General features: G+C 59.1%; 17 protein-coding genes. 6 read left to right on the forward strand and 11 right to left on the reverse strand.

Annotated elements, in window-relative coordinates:
• Positions 1–393: 393 nt before the first annotated feature.
• The 3 genes from metF to ettA form a co-directional block, all read right to left on the reverse strand.
• Positions 394–1,299, reverse strand: a complete 906-nt coding sequence (gene metF, locus CRO62_RS13750; RefSeq protein WP_179784095.1) for a methylenetetrahydrofolate reductase [NAD(P)H] — start codon at positions 1,297–1,299, stop codon at positions 394–396.
• Position 1,300: 1 nt separating this feature from the next.
• Positions 1,301–2,314, reverse strand: coding sequence for an ArsR/SmtB family transcription factor (locus tag CRO62_RS13755; protein ID WP_097100608.1), 1,014 nt, complete (start codon positions 2,312–2,314; stop codon positions 1,301–1,303).
• Positions 2,315–2,477: 163 nt separating this feature from the next.
• A complete protein-coding gene (gene ettA, locus CRO62_RS13760; protein WP_003513287.1) occupies positions 2,478–4,127 on the reverse strand; it encodes an energy-dependent translational throttle protein EttA in 1,650 nt (549 codons plus the stop codon).
• A 127-nt stretch (positions 4,128–4,254) separates the two neighbouring features.
• Between ettA and CRO62_RS13765 the strand changes: the two genes are divergently transcribed.
• From CRO62_RS13765 to CRO62_RS13780, 4 genes are all read left to right on the forward strand, one after another.
• A complete protein-coding gene (locus CRO62_RS13765) occupies positions 4,255–5,226 on the forward strand; it encodes an alpha/beta fold hydrolase (RefSeq protein WP_179784640.1) in 972 nt (323 codons plus the stop codon).
• A gap of 100 nt (positions 5,227–5,326) precedes the next feature.
• Positions 5,327–6,529, forward strand: a complete 1,203-nt coding sequence (locus CRO62_RS13770) for a CaiB/BaiF CoA transferase family protein (protein ID WP_097100609.1) — start codon at positions 5,327–5,329, stop codon at positions 6,527–6,529.
• Positions 6,526–8,193 (forward strand): thiamine pyrophosphate-binding protein, encoded by a 1,668-nt coding sequence (locus CRO62_RS13775; RefSeq protein ID WP_179784521.1) that lies wholly within the window; start codon positions 6,526–6,528, stop codon positions 8,191–8,193. The genes CRO62_RS13770 and CRO62_RS13775 overlap by 4 nt, the downstream gene beginning before the upstream one ends.
• Before the next feature lie 67 nt (positions 8,194–8,260).
• Entirely contained in the window at positions 8,261–9,013 is a 753-nt protein-coding gene (locus CRO62_RS13780) for a HugZ family protein (RefSeq protein ID WP_097100610.1), read from the forward strand.
• Positions 9,014–9,236: 223 nt separating this feature from the next.
• Here the strand turns inward: CRO62_RS13780 and CRO62_RS13785 are convergent, their stop codons facing one another.
• From CRO62_RS13785 to CRO62_RS13795, 3 genes are all read right to left on the reverse strand, one after another.
• The gene (locus tag CRO62_RS13785; protein ID WP_003513295.1) at positions 9,237–9,578 is read right to left on the reverse strand and encodes a RidA family protein; all 342 of its coding nucleotides are present in this window, start codon (positions 9,576–9,578) and stop codon (positions 9,237–9,239) included.
• 49 nt (positions 9,579–9,627) lie between these two features.
• Positions 9,628–9,966, reverse strand: a complete 339-nt coding sequence (locus CRO62_RS13790) for a TIGR01244 family sulfur transferase (protein WP_003513297.1) — start codon at positions 9,964–9,966, stop codon at positions 9,628–9,630.
• A gap of 142 nt (positions 9,967–10,108) precedes the next feature.
• A complete protein-coding gene (locus tag CRO62_RS13795; RefSeq protein WP_097100611.1) occupies positions 10,109–10,942 on the reverse strand; it encodes an aldose 1-epimerase family protein in 834 nt (277 codons plus the stop codon).
• A gap of 156 nt (positions 10,943–11,098) precedes the next feature.
• On the opposite strand from CRO62_RS13795, the gene CRO62_RS13800 reads away from it, so the two are divergent.
• Complete coding sequence (locus CRO62_RS13800; RefSeq protein WP_097100612.1) at positions 11,099–12,490, forward strand: L,D-transpeptidase family protein; 1,392 nt, start codon at positions 11,099–11,101, stop codon at positions 12,488–12,490.
• A 65-nt stretch (positions 12,491–12,555) separates the two neighbouring features.
• Here the strand turns inward: CRO62_RS13800 and CRO62_RS13805 are convergent, their stop codons facing one another.
• From CRO62_RS13805 to CRO62_RS13815, 3 genes are read right to left on the reverse strand one after another with little or no spacing between them, the layout of a single operon-like run.
• On the reverse strand, positions 12,556–13,761 hold the full coding sequence (locus CRO62_RS13805) for an MFS transporter (RefSeq protein WP_179784522.1): 1,206 nt from the start codon (positions 13,759–13,761) through the stop codon (positions 12,556–12,558).
• A 46-nt stretch (positions 13,762–13,807) separates the two neighbouring features.
• A complete protein-coding gene (locus tag CRO62_RS13810) occupies positions 13,808–14,455 on the reverse strand; it encodes a TetR/AcrR family transcriptional regulator (RefSeq protein WP_097100614.1) in 648 nt (215 codons plus the stop codon).
• A 28-nt stretch (positions 14,456–14,483) separates the two neighbouring features.
• The gene (locus CRO62_RS13815; protein WP_097102991.1) at positions 14,484–15,038 is read right to left on the reverse strand and encodes a Crp/Fnr family transcriptional regulator; all 555 of its coding nucleotides are present in this window, start codon (positions 15,036–15,038) and stop codon (positions 14,484–14,486) included.
• A gap of 57 nt (positions 15,039–15,095) precedes the next feature.
• Between CRO62_RS13815 and CRO62_RS13820 the strand changes: the two genes are divergently transcribed.
• Positions 15,096–15,614 (forward strand): Spy/CpxP family protein refolding chaperone, encoded by a 519-nt coding sequence (locus CRO62_RS13820; RefSeq protein WP_097100615.1) that lies wholly within the window; start codon positions 15,096–15,098, stop codon positions 15,612–15,614.
• Between the two features lie 14 nt (positions 15,615–15,628).
• On the opposite strand, the gene CRO62_RS13825 is transcribed toward CRO62_RS13820, so the two are convergent.
• Both CRO62_RS13825 and CRO62_RS13830 read right to left on the reverse strand, forming a co-directional pair.
• Positions 15,629–16,345 (reverse strand): ParA family protein, encoded by a 717-nt coding sequence (locus CRO62_RS13825; RefSeq protein WP_097100616.1) that lies wholly within the window; start codon positions 16,343–16,345, stop codon positions 15,629–15,631.
• Positions 16,346–16,506: 161 nt separating this feature from the next.
• Entirely contained in the window at positions 16,507–16,890 is a 384-nt protein-coding gene (locus CRO62_RS13830) for a hypothetical protein (RefSeq protein ID WP_097100617.1), read from the reverse strand.
• Positions 16,891–16,892: the final 2 nt, after the last annotated feature.

The raw sequence follows: 16,892 nt of genomic DNA on the forward strand, positions 1-16,892 counted from the left end.
GATGACTGGGGATAACACCCCGGTCATTTACTTTTTTTAAAGATATGAAGCACTGCGTGATGAGAAAATAATCTTTTATTTTCAAAGAATTACAGAAGTTACTTTTTTAAGCGGCCGCAAAGCATGCTGCACCGCATCACAGAAACCGCTTTTCAAGTGCCACAAAACGGTCATATTATCGAACCTGTCAACAACAGGAGGCACCCATGGGACTTACAAAATCTCTCAATGCCTTGGCAGTCGGTTTGGCGTTTTTGTTCGTAGCGATGATGCTTTTCATCTGACGAGACGTGAAGACCAAACGCAGAAAAGAACCGTAGATGACACAAGTTTGAAAAGCGCAGGTCCTGTCGGGCCTGCGCTTTTTTCCTGTCGTAAATAGGATATCTGAAATCAGGCGGCGCTGCGGCGCAAACGCTCAAGCCCGAGGTTTTCAAGCACCGCATCGACCAGCGGCGCACGGTTCATGGTGTAGAGATGGAACTCGTTGACACCGCGCCGTTGAAGATCGGCGATCTGCTCGGCAGCAACTTCCGCCGCAACGCGGGCGCGTCCCTCAAGATCGTCGTCATAACCTGCAAAACGCTCATCCAGAAAACCGGGCACACTGGTACCGCAGCGGCCGGCGAAACGCTTGAGTTGGGTCAGGTTCTGGATCGGCATGATACCCGGAACCACCGGAATGGTGATGCCCGCAGCCGTAACCCGCTCCATGTAGCGCTCGAACACGTCATTGTCGAAGAAGAACTGCGTAAGCGCCCGCGTTGCGCCATTGTCCGCCTTGCGCTTCAGCATATCGATATCGACCGCATCGCTGGCGCTCTCCGGATGCTTTTCGGGATAGGCAGAAACGGAAACCTCGAAATCGCTGATATCGCGTAGCCCCTTCACCAGGGCGGCGGCATTCTCGTAACCTTGCGGATGCGGCCTGTAGTCCGTGCCGATACCGGTCGACGGATCGCCGCGCAGCGCCACGAAATGGCGAACGCCGGCATTGCGAAACTCTTCAACGACCTGATGCACGTCGTCACGGCTGGCATCCACGCAGGTCAGGTGCGCGGCGGTCGGCAAATGGCTGTCACCGATCATCCGGCGCACCGCATCCAGCGTCGGCGCCTTGGTGGAACCGCCCGCGCCATAGGTGACGGAGACGAAATCCGGATCCCATTTCTTCAGCTCGGCAACCGTTTCCCAGAGCTGGTTCTCCATCTCGGGGTTCTTGGGCGGGAAAAACTCGAAAGATAACCGGATATCCCCCCGGATTTCGCCATTGTGGCGCGCGGTTTCCGACCTCAACATATCATGCCCTCCCGGCAGCAAGTAAAACGGCCTCTTGCACCACATCGTCTGCCATCAGCAGCCGCTGGTCGCGGGCAACCCATATCGTGACGTCCAAGGATTCATCGGACGCCCGTTCAGAATGAAGATCGACGGCACGGTCGAGCGCGAGCCCGGCCTTTTTCAGCCATTCATCCATAAGCGGATGCGAAAAGCCGAGCCGCACATGCGCATGCTCATCACGAAGATGCTCGAAGGAATGCGGTGCAAGATCGATGACGATCAGCCGGCCACCGGGACGCAGCATGCGGGCGGCTTCGGAAAGCGCGATCTCCGGCTGGTCGAGAAAATGCAGAACCTGGTGGATGACGATCAGATCGAAATCCTGGCCTTCCAGCGGCAGGTTGAGAATATCGCCATGGCGCACGGAAGCGTTGACCACGCCCGCCTTGTCAAGATTGGAGCGCGCCACCGACAACATGTCGCGGCTCGCATCGACGCCGATTGCCCGGCGATAGATGCCGCTCAGAAGCTGGAGGATGCGGCCCGTGCCGGTACCGAGATCGAGCAGCGAGTCGATCGGGGTGGTTCCCACCAGCTTCAGCAATGCACCTTCCACGGCCTCGTCGCTCACATGCAGGCGGCGCAGCTCGTCCCAGGCGGAGGCATTGCGGCTGAAATAATCCTGCGCCCGCTCCGCCCTTACCCGCTTCACGGTGGCAAGGCGTTCGCTGTCGCGCTGGAGAACGGCGTCAGACGGCGATGCGGCGCCCAGCAGCTGCCTGATAACAACGGCGGGCTCGCCATCCTGCCGCAGGCGGAAATAGGCCCAGGCGCCTTCCTGATAGCGCTCGATCAACCCTTCTTCCGTCAAAAGCTTGAGATGACGGGAAATACGGGGCTGCGACTGGCCGAGAATTTCGGTGAGATCGGTGACGGTCAGATCGCCGGCCGCCAGAAGCGCCAGCAAGCGAAAGCGCGTCGGCTCGCCGGCCGCCTTCAAGAGATCCACCAATTTATCCAAACCGAACGCCACGTCTGCCGCACCTTGCAATCTAATCAACATATAAAGATATCTTTATGTCGGTGTCGCGCGAGATGCAAGCGCAATTTGCCACGCTCTCCCCTTAAGCCCCATTTATTGCATCAAAAAAGGCCCGCTTTTAGGCGGGCCTTTCTGAAGTAATCCGAGAACAGGATTAGCGCGTCAAGCGCTTGTAGCTGACGCGGCCGGGCTTGATGCTTTCCGGGCCGAGACGGCGGACCTTGTCCTTTTCATAGTCTTCGAAGTTGCCTTCGAACCATTCCACGTGGCTGTCACCCTCGAAGGCGAGGATGTGAGTGGCCAGACGGTCGAGGAACATGCGATCGTGGCTGATGATAACGGCGCAACCGGCGAAGGCCTCCAGCGCTTCTTCGAGCGCTGCCAGCGTTTCCGTATCAAGGTCGTTGGTCGGTTCGTCGAGCAGCAGCACGTTGCCGCCTGCCTTCAGCATCTTGGCAAGGTGAACGCGGTTACGCTGACCGCCGGAGAGGTTGCCGACCTTCTGCTGCTGATCGCCGCCCTTGAAATTGAAGGCGCCGCAATAAGCGCGGGAGTTCGTTTCGAACTTGCCGAGCTTGATGATGTCGTTGCCGCCGGAGATTTCCTCCCAGACGGTTTTGTCGCCCGCCAGCGTATCGCGGCTCTGGTCGACGTAGCCAAGGTGCACGGTCTCACCAATGGTCACCGAACCGCTATCGGGCTTTTCCTGACCGGTGATCATGCGAAACAGCGTGGTTTTACCCGCACCGTTCGGGCCGATGACGCCGACGATGCCGCCCGGAGGCAGCTTGAAGGTGAGGTTTTCGATCAGAACACGATCGCCATACGACTTTGTGAGGTTTTCCGCCTCGATAACGACGCGGCCCAGACGCTCGGCGACCGGAATGACGATCTGCGCGTCGCCGGGACGGCGATTTTCGGCGGCTTCCACCAGTTCGTCATAGGCGCGGATACGCGCCTTGGACTTCGTCTGGCGAGCCTTGGGGCTGGAAGCGATCCACTCCTGTTCGCGGCTGATGGCCTTCTGGCGCGAGGCGTCTTCGCGGGATTCCTGCTGCATGCGCTTGGCTTTTGCCTGCAGATAGGCGGAATAGTTGCCTTCGTAAGGAATACCGCGGCCACGGTCGAGTTCGAGAATCCAGCCAGTGACGTTGTCGAGGAAGTAGCGATCGTGGGTGATCATCATCACGGCGCCGGGATAGTCGCGCAGGTGCTTTTCGAGCCAAGCGATGGTTTCGGCGTCAAGATGGTTGGTCGGTTCGTCGAGCAGCAGCAGGTCAGGCTGCGAAAGCAGCAGCTTGCAGAGCGCCACGCGGCGGCGCTCACCACCCGAAAGGCCGGTTACTGCCGAGTCGCCAGGCGGGCAACGCAGCGCATCCATGGCCATTTCGACCTGATTTTCCAGATCCCACAGGTTCTGGCTGTCAATGATGTCCTGAAGCTTTGCGCCCTCATCCGCCGTTTCGTCGGAATAGTTCATCATCAGCTCGTTGTAGCGGTCGACGATTGCCGTCTTGCTCGCCACACCTTCCATGACGTTTTCCATCACGGTCTTGTTTTCGTCGAGCTTCGGCTCCTGCTCGAGATAACCGAGCGTCGCACCCTCAGCGAGCCAGGCCTCACCGGTATATTCCTTGTCGAGACCAGCCATGATCTTCAAAACGGTCGACTTACCGGCACCGTTCGGACCGAGGATACCGATCTTGGCATCGGGGTAGAAGGAGAGATGGACGTTCTCAAGAACCTTCTTCGCGCCATAGGACTTGTTCAGCCCGGCCATGTGATAGATGAATTGACGTGCCATTGTAGCGAATGCTCCACATCGGATTTTAAAGAGTACGTATCGGGAAATTTGCCGCTATGTAGGGTAAATAGGACCTTGGGGCAACCTCTGGCACGATTATGACCCCATGATTATGACAAGGGACACCATGGCAGGCACGGGCGAAAGCATGAATGAGACGACGGATGACTTGACGTTCAGCCGGATTGAGAGGCTCGACGCTCCATCAGGCGCATCCATCGCCTTTCGCCACCAGCCCTCTGGCCTTTCTCCGGCGCGCGGCGTGCTGATGATCTGCCACGGCATGGTGGAGCACGCCGGCCGTTACCGCCGTTTTGCCGACGTCATGGCAAAGCAGGGTTTCGAGGTATACGCCCACGATCATCGCGGCCATGGCCGTACGAGGGCGGCGGATGCGCCGATCGGCCGCTTCGCCTGGAGGGACGGCGCCCAGAAAGTGGTTGCCGATGTCATGGCGATGCGCATGATGGTTGGCGAAAGACATCCAGGCCTGCCGGTGATCCTGTTCGGCCATTCCATGGGCGGCCTTGTGGCGCTCAACACCGCCGTCAGCCATCCGGATGCCTTTGATGGCCTGTCCATCTGGAATTCCAACCTCAATCCCGGTGTCATGGGCCGTCTTGCACAGATCGTGCTGCGCCTTGAAAAGATGCTGAAAGGCTCTGATGTGCCGAGCGCCATCCTGCCCAAAGCAACCTTCCGTGCCTGGAATGCCAGAATGCCGGAAAAGCGCACTCATGCGGACTGGCTGAGCCATGACAGGGCAGCGGTGAACGCTTATGTGGAGGATCCGCTTTGCCAGTTCGAGGCCAGCGTCTCCCTGTGGCAGGATGTCTTTGAATTGTCCTATCGTGCGCCGAGGCTCATCGAACGCCTGCCGAAGACGCTGCCGATTTTGCTTGTCAGCGGCGATCAGGATGCCGCGACCAATGACGGCAAGGAGATCGTCTGGCTTGCCGAACGCTTCCGCGAAGCGGGTTTCAGCCATGTCGAACACACGATCTACCGGGGCATGCGCCACGAAACGCTGAACGAGATCGGCTGGCATGCCGTGGCTGCGGATTTCGCCGCCTGGTGCGGCCGCGTCGTTGGCAACTGACGAGCCTTTGCCGAAACGGAATAAGTCCATGAGATAAAATCACATGCGGCAATGCGGCGAGACGTCTATAAACCGGCAAGCAGAAAACACCGGGGGACAAATGACCGAAACGCCGAACAGGAAACCGCCACTATCAGGCATTCGCGTCATCGAACTGGCGCGTGTTCTGGCCGGTCCCTGGGCGGGGCAGATGCTGGCCGATATGGGTGCGGATGTCATCAAGGTCGAGAACCCTGAAGGCGGAGACGATACCCGCGCATGGGGTCCGCCCTTTGTCGAAAGCGCCGATGGTGAAAACCTCTCCGCCGCCTATTACCATGCCACCAATCGCGGCAAACGCTCCATCGTCGCCGATCTCAAGACGGCGGAAGGCTGTGCGCTGGTGCGGCGGCTCGTGCGCACCGCCGATGTCGTCATCGAGAATTTCAAACGCGGCGGGCTTGCCAAATATGGCCTCGACTATGAGAGTCTCAGGGTTCTCAATCCGAAGCTGATCTATTGCTCCATCACCGGCTTCGGCCAGACCGGACCCTATGCCGATTTCGCCGGTTATGATTATATCGTGCAGGGCATGTCCGGTTTCATGTCGATCACCGGCGAACCCGACGGTCAGCCTATGAAGGCGGGCGTTGCCGTTGCCGATATCTTCACCGGCATCTATTCCGTGTCAGCCATTCAGGCCGCGCTGATCCACGCCATGCGATCAGGCGAAGGCCAGCAGATCGACATGGCACTCCTCGATGTGCAATCGGCAGTGCTCGCCAACCAGAACATGAATTACCTGATATCCGGCAATGCCCCCGTCCGGCTCGGCAACGCCCATCCGAATATCTCACCCTATGAGGTCATGCCGACAGAGGATGGTTTCCTCATCCTGGCCGTCGGCAATGACGGCCAGTTCCGCCGTCTCTGCAAGATCCTCGGAATCGAGGCGACCGCCGATGACGAACGTTTCGCCACCAACAAGGCGCGCGTGGCGCACAAGGCAGAGGTGCGGCGGATCGTTTCCACCGAGACGCTGAAATGGCAGAAGCGCGATCTTCTGACCGCCTGCGAACAGAATGCCGTGCCGGCCGGGCCGATCAACTCCATCGAAGACATGTTCGCCGATCCGCAAATTCAGGCCCGCGGATTACGTGTTGATCTCGAATCGGAAGATGGCACCGTCATTCCCGGCGTGCGCACCCCCATCGTGCTGTCGCAAACCCCGCTGCACTACGGACGCCCGAGCCCGAAGCTTGGCGAGCATCAGGCGCAAGTGCTGGCCGAACTGGAAAACATCGAAAGGACCACGACGCCATGAAAGCAACCGGAATGAAAAGAACAGGCGGACAACTGATCGTCGAAGCGCTGAAAGCCAATGGCGTCTCCCGCGTTTCCTGCGTTCCCGGTGAAAGCTATCTGGCGGTGCTGGACGCGCTTTATGAAAGCGGCATCGAAACCGTGGTCTGCCGCCAGGAAGGCGGCGCCGCAATGATGGCCGACACCTGGGGCAGGCTGACCGGCGAACCCGGCATCTGCATGGTAACGCGCGGTCCCGGCGCCACCAACGCCTCGGCCGGCCTGCATATCGCAAGGCAGGATTCAATTCCGATGATCCTGTTCATCGGCCAGGTACAGCGCGAAGCCCGCGAGCGTGAGGCGTTTCAGGAGGTGGAATATCGCCGCGCCTTTACCGAATTCGCCAAATGGGTGGGCGAGATCGACGATGCGCGCCGCATTCCGGAATTCGTCACCCGCGCCTTTGCCGTCGCCACCTCCGGCCGCCCCGGTCCCGTGGTGCTGACGTTACCCGAAGACATGCTGGTTGAAGAGGTCGAAGCCCCCGAGGCAAAGCCCTATACCCCGGTCGAAGCGCATCCCGGCCCGTCGCAGATCGCCGCTTTCTCAAAAATGCTGGGCGAGGCCAAGCGGCCAATCTTCATCATCGGCGGCACACGGTGGTCCGAAGAAAGCGTCGCAAGCTTCACGGCTTTTGCCGAAAAGAACAAACTGCCCGTCGGCTGTTCCTTCCGTCGCCAGATGCTGTTCGATCACTTGAGCCCATCTTACGCGGGCGATGTCGGCATCGGCATCAACCCGGCCTTGGCGAAGGACATCAAGGAAGCCGACCTCGTGGTGCTGCTCGGCGGTCGCCTCTCGGAAATGCCTTCCTCCGGCTACACGCTGATCGACATTCCCTACCCGTCGCAGAAACTTGTCCACATCTACCCGGAAGCCGAAGAGCTTGGCCGCGTCTATCGCCCCGATCTCGCAATCTGCGCCTCACCGGATGATTTCGTCGCCGCCCTTTCTTCCGTAACGCTCCCCGATAACGCCGCCTGGGCGGACCGCACGGCCACCATGCATTCGGCTTACCTTACCTGGTCGACACCGCCGCAGACCGGTCCGGGCGCGGTGCAGATGGGTCCGATCATGGACTGGATCGAAGCCAACGTGCCTGACGATGCCATCTTCACCAATGGCGCGGGCAACTATGCCACCTGGGTACACCGCTTCCACCGCTTCCGCCGCTTCAACACTCAATCGGCGCCGACCTCCGGCTCGATGGGTTACGGCCTGCCGGCTGCTGTGGCCGCCAAGCACCTGTTTCCGGAGCGGGAAGTGATCTGCTTTGCCGGTGATGGTTGCTTCATGATGCATGGGCAGGAATTCATCACCTCCGTGCGGTATGGCCTGCCGATCATCACCGTGCTGGTCAATAACGGCACCTATGGCACGATCCGCATGCATCAGGAGCGGGAATATCCCGGCCGCGTCAGCGGCACCGATCTCGTCAACCCGGATTTCGCGGCCTTTGCCAAGGCCTATGGTGGCCACGGCGAAACGGTCGAAAAGACGCAAGACTTCGCCGCCGCCTTCGAACGCGCCCGGGCAAGCGGCAAGCCCGCCATCATCGAGGTGAAGCTGGATGCCGAAGCAATCACGCCAACCCGCACGCTGACCCAGATCAGAAGCCGGACCTGATATTGCGCATGGACATGGATCCGGCATGGTGTAAATCCTGACTAGAACATACAGGTTAGGAAACGACATGCCGGATGCAGCCCCTCCCGTCATCACCCCACGCGGCGCAAAGATCGAACCTTCGGCTGGTGCGCCATTCGAGGCCGTGCGCGTGGCACGCGATGTCCTGCACACATCCCGCACGGCGGCGCTCGCGACCCTCGATCCGGTCAGCGGTTATCCCTATACGACCGCCACCAATATCGGCATCGAGCCGGATGGTACGCCGTTCTTCTTCGCGGCGGGCCTGACGCTGCATGCCCGCAACATGGAGGCCGACCCGCGCATCTCGTTGACGCTTGCCCCCTTCGGCAAGGGTGACGCGCTGACGCTGCCCCGGCTGACACTGGTGGGCAAGGCGGAACTGATCGACCTGGAAGAAGTACCGCTTGCCAGACAGCGCTACATCGACCGCTATCCCAAGGCAAAACTCTACCTCTCTCTTCCCGATACAAGGCTCTACCGGCTGCGGACAGAGGGCGTGCAGATCAATGGCGGCCCTGCCCGCAACGCCAGCAACATCACACCTGCCGATCTGCGCACTGACCTTTCCGACGCGGAACAGCTGATGGCTGCGGCAGCGGACGAGGCCGCGCGCCTCAACGCCATCAAGGGCGAGGCATCACGGCTGGCCGCTCTTGCGGGTGAGAAAACCGCACGCTGGAAAATCATTTCCATAGACCCTGATGGTATCGACCTCGCCTCAGCCAATGACCTGGCACGACTGTGGTTTGCAGAACGGGTGAAGACGTTGAAGCAGCTTGAGAAGGCGCTTGCTTAGCTTCTGAAATGAAGGGCGCAAGCGATTCACAAACCTGGGACAATCGCCTCTCCTCCGTCATGCTCGGGCCTGTCCCGATCATCTGCTACCGATCAATTTGCGATACGTGATTGGATCCTCGGGACAAGCCCGAGGATGACAAAACTAGCGTTTCGAATTTTCCCAACAAAAAAAGCCGGGCTGCATTCCGCAACCCGGCCTTTTCTCAAAATCAAACCGTTACTCAGAGAGCAGCGGTAACGATGAACTCAACCTTGTAGTCCGGAGTAGCAAGCGCCGCTTCGCTGGTCGCGCGGGCCGGCGGGTTTGCCGGGTCGATCCAGCCTTCCCAGACGGCGTTCATTTCGCCGAAGGTGGACATGTCGGAGAGGTAGATGATGGTCTGCAGGATCTTCGACTTGTCGGAACCGGCAGCGGCCAGCAGACGATCGACTTCAGCCAGCGCCGACTTGCTCTGATCGGTCACGGACACGCCCTCACCGACCTGGCCGGCCAGATAAACGGTGTTGCCGTGGATGACGGCGCCGCTCATGCGCTTGCCCGGCTCGATACGCTTGATGGTCATGGAAAACTCCTGTTGATTGGCTTTAGAAAATCGAATTATCCGCGGAAAATCAGCCGCGCAGGTGGTGGGTCTTTTCGTAGATCGCGGTCGAGCGCGCGCCGGAACGGCAATAGCCGAGCATCGGGCGCTGCAATTCGTCAAGCGCATCCACCATGCCGGTAACCGCATCCGCATCGACGCCGTAGCGGCCAACCGGTACATGCACGATGGTCAGGCCAAGCTGTTCGGCACGCTCGGCAATATCGGCGAAAAGCGGCTGGCCTTCTTCTTCGCCGTCAGGGCGGTGGCAGACGATCGACTTGAAGCCGAGTGCCTTGACCTCGTCGAGATCGGCAACGCTGATCTGTCCCGTGACCGAATATTCGTCGTCTATGCGCCTGATATCCATATTAATGCCTCCGCTTAAACCGGCGCCTCGGCGCCGCTGGCACGCTGTCGCCACTGCCTGAAATCCGCATCCGATGTAAGGGCTCAAAACCCTTGCGTCAATGATGCCGCGCCTTCATTCGGTACGCCATTCAGTCCCCTATTCAGAGGATGGAAAAGCGAAGACCATAGGAGCGGCTTTCGCCCGGCTGCAGCATGTTGAACTCGCCGGCGGCCTCAAGCTCCCCGCGCCCCACCCAGCGGTGCGAAACCGGTTCGATGCCAAGCACATTGGCCGGATCCTTCTGGTTCCGCCACATCTGCAGATAGGGCAACGTCTCCGTGCCGAAACGTACTCTCAGCGTCTTGCCGCCAATTGCGGCAATCGGACCGAGCGCAAGTTCCGCCCATTCGTCCTGACCGGCGGGAACACAGAACACCGTGCCCGGCTCCTCGCCAAAGCGCCAGCCATGACCACCGTCATCGAGCATGGCACCTTCCAGCCGAACGGCCTCGTCAAACAGCCTCGCGCCGACATTCATGTGGTACATCAGAAAGACCGGGATCGGCCGCGAACTCGTATTGACGATCAGGTCATCGAGGCTGACTTCGCCGCTTTCGCCATCGATGCGCCATGTCCGCTCCAGAAGGGCCGTGCCGCCATCGGCAAGGTTCACGGGAACCTCGGCACGCGCCAATGCATTGGACTCATGAACGTCGAAGGCAACTATCTTGGCGGGATGCGCGGAGAAGGACCCATGCAAAGGATACCGACGCCCCTCGCCCTCACCGCCGATCGGTTCGGGATGGCGGATATGATCGGGACCGCAGGTGAACAGAAAGCCTTCCAGCGAATGGTCGATGCGCGGATCGCCGTCATCTGGAATGGCACGGCCGGGTGCGATGTCGATACCATCGACAACACAGGCGCCAATATCGAAAACGGAGGTTTCATCGAGGAAAATGCGTGGCGATTTGCCGGCCTGAAACGAACGCAAGACAACCTCCCTGTGGCAGTAAAAGCGCAATAATCACGGAAACGCTACTAACCGTGACGTAAATTAAGATTGCTTTAACCGTGAATTCACCTTTTTCACAATAGGGTCAAGATTGCGGTGTGTTTATCGGTGAACGAAGTAAGGGATAGCAGAATCGTGAAACAGTTTGTTAACGCAGCTCTGGGTCTGGCGATTGCCTTGGCGGCGGTTTGCGCGCCTCTACAGGCTGGCGCGCAGCAGCGTTATGGCTATCAGGAACAGCCGGTTCTGGTGACGCCGGATGGCCGTGTTCTCGATTTCGTGCCCCAACGTGGCGACATCGTCATCAGTCGCGACAATATGGGCCGCACGGTATTTTATGACCGGTACGGCAACCTGCTGGCCACTGAAATGCCGTCAGGCTATCAGCAGCGGCAACAGGTACAGCAGCGCGACACCACCTATTATCCCCCGGCCCCCGGCGGCGAGTATCGTGAGCCGCAGCGCGATTACGGTTATCAGGAAAATGGAAGCGTGCGCGATTACCGCGAATATCGCGGCAATGGTTCAGGCGACGATGTCTATACCGGCTCGGTTCCCGGCCCGGGCGCTGTCGAAAGCGCGCCGCTCAACCAGCCGATGCCCGAAGAAAGCACCACGGCTGCCGTTCCGCAGCCGCAGCACCTGATCGAGCGCCACACGCCCGTTACCACACCGGTCAACAGGTCCCGCCAGGAGATCGTAGCACTTCAGACCTTCCTCGACCGCGAAGGCATCTCGCCCGGCGTGATCGATGGCAAGATGGGCGACAACGTCAACAAGGCGATTGCCGCCTGGCAGGACATGACCGGCGAAAAGCTCGACCCGAACAATTCCGAGGACATTCTCGAGCGTCTGCGCGCCTCCGGCGGCATGCCGATCGTCGATTATACGATCACCGCAGCCGATGCAGCCGGCCCCTATGTCGCCTCCATTCCGGATGACTATGCGGAGAAGTCGCAGTTGCCCGCCCTCTCCTTCACCTCCACGTCGGAGGCGCTGGCCGAACGCTTCCACATGGACGAGACCTATCTGAAAGAACTGAACCCCGGCATCGATTTTTCCGTGCCCGGCACCATCATCAAGGTGGTCAGTCCCGGGGAACCGAAAAAGGGACAGGTGGCCCGCATCGTCGCGCATAAGGGCATCAAGCAGGTCTTCGCTTATGGAGAGAATGGCGCTCTGATCGCCGCTTATCCCGCCACCATCGGTTCTACGGACACGCCTTCGCCAAGCGGCACGCACACCGTCGAGCGCGTCGCGCTTAATCCGGGTTACACCTACAATCCGAAGATCAACTTCAGGCAGGGCCAGAACGACAAGATCCTGCAAATCCCGCCGGGTCCAAACGGCCCTGTCGGCACGGTCTGGATTGCCCTGTCCAAACCGACCTACGGCATCCACGGCACGCCGGAACCCTCGAAGATCGGCAAGACCAACAGCCACGGCTGTATCCGCCTCACCAACTGGGATGCGACGGAGCTGGCAAAAATGGTCCGCCCCGGCGTCGTGGTGGAATTCGCGGAATAGGATTGACCGTAAAGATTGCAAAAGCCCGGCGGATGTCATCCGCCGGGCTTTTTCGTTGATGGATGTTATCCGCGCTTTTCAGTCAGGAAGTAAAGCGCCGCCGCCGCTGGTAGAGCAAAGCCGACCCAGGACGCCGCACCCCATTCCCCGACGGAATAGGCCCAGCCGCCGATGGCAGAGCCGATCGCCCCGCCCATGAAAAATGTCGCCATGTAGACGCCGTTCAGACGGCTGCGAAATTCCGCCCCGAGCGTGAAGATGGCGCGCTGACCGAGCACCAGGTTGGTGGTGACGCCGAAATCGAGAACGATGGCGGCGACCACGAGAATGCCGAGTGCCAGATGCGATCCTTCGGGCGCAAGATGCGTGACGGCGAATGACAGCGCCGCTGCCACCATCGCGGCAAAAGTAGCGGCATAGGTCCAGCCCCGGTCAGCCATGCGCCCCGCAATCGGAGCGGCGACGGTGCCTGCTGCACCGGCAAGGGCAAACAGCGCAATCTGACCTTGGCTGAGATTGAAATGCGGTCCGCTCAGATAAAGCGGCGTCGTCGTCCAGAACAGACTGAAGGCAGCAAACAGGAAGGCGTGATAGATCGCGCGCCGCCGCAGGATAGGCGTATGGGCGGCAAGCCTGCCCATGGAGGCCATCAACGCCCCATAACCCAGCCTTGCCTCAGGCACACGAACGGGCAAAAGGCGATAGAGCACAACGGCGAGAATTGCCATGACGCCAGCCGAAGTCAGGAACACACCGCGCCAGGAGACCACTTCCGACAGGAGGCTGGAAACCGGGCGCGCCAGCATGATACCGGCCATCAATCCGCTCATGACATTGCCGACCACCCGCCCTCGAATAGCATGCGGCGCCATGTGCGCCGCATAGGGAACGATAACCTGCACCGCGACCGAACTGATGCCCACCAGAAAGGCGGCAATCAGAAAAGGTGCCGCATGCGGGGCAAAAGCCGCCGCAAGGAGCGCAAGCACCGCCATCGAAACGGTGCTGACGACCAGCCTGCGATTCTCGACCAGATCGCCAAGCGGCACGACGAACAGCAGGCCGACGCCGTAACCGATCTGCGTCAGGGTCACGATCAGACCGGTTGCGCCGGCAGACAGGCCAAGCTCCGCCCCGATGATGCCGGCAAGGGGCTGGCCATAATAAAGATTAGCCGCAATCAGTCCGCAGGCGGTAGCCAGCAGAAAAGTCAGGGCCGGGGAAATGGATGTTTCGTAAACATCCTCCCCTTCAACTACACGCGTCGTCATCATTTTCTCCAATATGGAAACGAATGTTTCCTAAATAGCCACAAAATCATTCGGCAAGTTTCAGGGCGATATTCACCACGGCCGTCATCTCTTCCAAACTGCGCCCGGTCTTTCCCACCACCCGCATGCCGTACATCATGCACAACATCGCTCTGGCGAGATCATCGGGATCAGTCTTCGACTGCACGGAACCATCCTTCTGCCCCTCAGCCACAAGGCGGGCAACGATACGCTCCCTCGCCTTCACGGCCCGCTCGACCACGACAGCGATATCGTCGTCCAGTGCGGCGAGATCGGCGGCAGCACCAACCACGAGGCATCCATCCGAACCGGTGGCACCGTGCGACCGTTCCGCATAAAACATCAGGCCGGCCCGCAAACGCTCGTAACCGGTATCATAACCGGCAACGGCGGCTTCAAACCGCTCCGTCTGCAAGATCCTGTAGCGCTCCATTGTCGCAATGAAGATGGATTTCTTGTCCTTGAAAGCCTTGTAGAGACTGCCCTGCGCCAATTCCATCGCATCGGTAAGATCACCGACAGAGGTGGCGTGATACCCGCGCCTTGAAAAAACACGGATTGCTCCATCAAGCGCGCGGTCGATATCGAACTCGCGCGGCCTGCCGCGATGGCGTTGTTCCGGGGAATTGGTGTGGATGGTATCGGTCATGGCTGCAATATAGGAAACGATCATTTCCAAATCAAGTCAATAATGAAACCCGCTAGATTGATGAAGCCGGGCGTTTGGCAAGTTCGCGATAAAGCGCTTCGGGGGAAACGCCTATTTCCTCAGCCAGGCTCTTCCATTGGCCCTTTGGCGGAAGCTGGCCATCATTGAATGCGGTCCACGCATCGAGCCGCGCCCCGACCGAGCGCAGCGCCAATATTTCGGCGCGCGTCCTGACCTTCTGCAACTCGCCGGAAACATGGCTCATCCATCCGCGCGCGAATACGGGCTCCCGCTCCAGCAATTGCCGCACTGTCATCATCGGCACGAGCAGGACACGGCCAGCCATCATCGCCACTGCATCGCAATGATATTGATCCGAGAACACCGAGGCTTCGGCAAGAACCGTCATCGGTCCCGCACGTTGCAACACTGCGCCATTGCCATCGGACTGAAACCGCATCAGATGCACATATCCCTCGGCCACGAGAAACAGCATGTGTATGGCATCGCCTCGATGGAAAAGGGTCTCGCCCTTTTCAAAAGACTTCGAGGCGGCAGCCTTCGGGCGAAGATAATTGAAAATCAGATTGGACATGATCTCTATCATGTCCAGCAAAGGCATCGGCTGGCAAGGTCAAGAGATCGAAGCAATCAGGTAGCCACCATGAAATCCACTCTCCTTGTTCTTCTCGTCGCCCTTCTGCCCCTCTCCGCCGCGGCAGAACAGCAGCATCAGCATCTTTCGGCCCAGGCCAGTGGACATAGCTTAAACATCAAAAGCCTCTCGGCTGAAGACATTGCCGAGCTGGAGAAGGGTGGCGGATGGGGTTTTGCGAAAGCGGCCGATCTCAATGGAATTCCGGGGCCTTCGCATGTTCAGAAAATGGCGGAGCAACTGGCATTGACGGCGCAGCAGCTGGCCTCGGTGCAACGGCTATTCGAGACCATGCAAGACAATGCCGCGACAGAGGGAAAACAATTGATCGCCAGGGAAGCGGCATTGGAGGCCGCTTTCCGTGATGGCACGATAGATGCGGATCAACTGCGTGCCCGCCTCGATATTATCGAGGCAAGCCGCGCGAAGCTCAGATACATCCACCTTGCCGCCCATCTCGAAACGGTCAAGCTGCTGAACAGGGAGCAGATCGCGCGTTACAACGAGCTGCGCGGCTCCACACGCTAGCCGGGAAATTGTGTTCAGGCCGCCTTGCGGGTGAAAAGGCGAGCAGGTTGCGTGCCGAGTCGCAACAGGCGTTTCGGCAAAAGGCCTAGCACCTCGCTCGCGAATGCTTTCGCATTCTCCACCGCCTTTTCGATATTGCTAACCTTGTCCTTATCGAGACAGAGAAGCGTGCCGCCATAATCGAAGATATCGCGATAGGCCGCTCTTTCGACAATCGGCGTATTCAGAACCGAAACGTTCTTCTCGGCCAGCAGCATTTTGACGAGCAGCAGCGAGCGGGTCGCCACCATGGCGTTGACCCGCGTCAGCACGATGGAATGGGCGATCGCCTTGCCCATCTTGCGGTTCAGGAACTCGATATGGTCAAGAACCTCGGCAGCCCCGCGCGCATCCATGGCGCAGCCCTGCACCGGTATCAGCACATGGTCGGAAATACCAAGCGCCATGGTCAGAAGCGGGTTTTTCGCTCCCGGCAGATCGATGATGAAACAGTCGGTATTGGCGTTGTTTTCGCGGATATGCCCCTCGAGGGACGCCATCGTCACATGCGAAATTACCGAGAGATTTTCAATCTCGCCTGATAATTCGTGCCAGCGGGAAATCCACAATTGCGGATCGGCATCCAGCACGGTCACGCGGTGGCCGCTGCGGGCGAGTTCGGTTGCCAGAAGCAGCACGGCAGTTGTTTTTCCCGCGCCGCCCTTGGTGTTGGCAAAAGTAATGACAGGCATGATATCCCCTGATGATCAGAGCCGTTTCATGCTCATTCACGCACCGAACCAATCATGGTGCTTTCCATAACCTTAACGAACATGGTTAAGAAAAGACTAAGATCGTTTGTGGGGACAACAAAAAGCCCGCGATAAATCGCGGGCTTTTGCCATCTGATTGATCACGCCAGCTTACGGCAGGAACCCACATCGTCCGCACGCAGGCGGCCGGCTTTTAGATCCTCGTACTTCGGCAAGTTCAGGGAACTGCCCAGCCTTTTCTCAACGGTTGCACGATCAAGCGTAATCATGCGTCCGGCGCTGGTGAAGGACACAATGCCTTTCTTTCCAGAATACGCCATAGTCGCGCGCATTTCACAGAAATAGCGGTCTGAACCCCTGGACAAATTCCATCCCTGGATTCCTGCCTTATTGCTCGACAGAGCTCCGACTTTGTAACCCTGACCGGAAAGTTCCTTGAAAGAAGCGGCCTGAGCCACGAGGGGCAGGCTTAGAAACGCCACTGCGAGCAATGGCGAAAAAACTGAAAATCTCATGGTTGCCATAA

It is taken from the genome of Rhizobium sp. AN6A, from assembly GCF_900215635.1.
Taxonomy (GTDB): Bacteria; Pseudomonadota; Alphaproteobacteria; order Rhizobiales; family Rhizobiaceae; genus Agrobacterium; species Agrobacterium tumefaciens.

Bases quoted from the DNA above. Each gene is read 5' to 3' on its own strand.
- CRO62_RS13805 (WP_179784522.1), bottom strand. From the start codon at position 13,761: ATGACGACGCGTGTAGTTGAAGGGGAGGATGTTTACGAAACATCCATT.
- CRO62_RS13780 (WP_097100610.1), top strand. From the start codon at position 8,261: ATGCCGGATGCAGCCCCTCCCGTCATCACCCCACGCGGCGCAAAGATC.
- CRO62_RS13785 (WP_003513295.1), bottom strand. From the start codon at position 9,578: ATGACCATCAAGCGTATCGAGCCGGGCAAGCGCATGAGCGGCGCCGTC.
- CRO62_RS13820 (WP_097100615.1), top strand. From the start codon at position 15,096: ATGAAATCCACTCTCCTTGTTCTTCTCGTCGCCCTTCTGCCCCTCTCC.
- CRO62_RS13765 (WP_179784640.1), top strand. From the start codon at position 4,255: ATGGCAGGCACGGGCGAAAGCATGAATGAGACGACGGATGACTTGACG.
- CRO62_RS13830 (WP_097100617.1), bottom strand. From the start codon at position 16,890: ATGGCAACCATGAGATTTTCAGTTTTTTCGCCATTGCTCGCAGTGGCG.
- ettA (WP_003513287.1), bottom strand. From the start codon at position 4,127: ATGGCACGTCAATTCATCTATCACATGGCCGGGCTGAACAAGTCCTAT.
- CRO62_RS13775 (WP_179784521.1), top strand. From the start codon at position 6,526: ATGAAAGCAACCGGAATGAAAAGAACAGGCGGACAACTGATCGTCGAA.
- CRO62_RS13825 (WP_097100616.1), bottom strand. From the start codon at position 16,345: ATGCCTGTCATTACTTTTGCCAACACCAAGGGCGGCGCGGGAAAAACA.
- CRO62_RS13810 (WP_097100614.1), bottom strand. From the start codon at position 14,455: ATGATCGTTTCCTATATTGCAGCCATGACCGATACCATCCACACCAAT.
- metF (WP_179784095.1), bottom strand. From the start codon at position 1,299: ATGTTGAGGTCGGAAACCGCGCGCCACAATGGCGAAATCCGGGGGGAT.
- CRO62_RS13815 (WP_097102991.1), bottom strand. From the start codon at position 15,038: ATGATAGAGATCATGTCCAATCTGATTTTCAATTATCTTCGCCCGAAG.
- CRO62_RS13790 (WP_003513297.1), bottom strand. From the start codon at position 9,966: ATGGATATCAGGCGCATAGACGACGAATATTCGGTCACGGGACAGATC.
- CRO62_RS13770 (WP_097100609.1), top strand. From the start codon at position 5,327: ATGACCGAAACGCCGAACAGGAAACCGCCACTATCAGGCATTCGCGTC.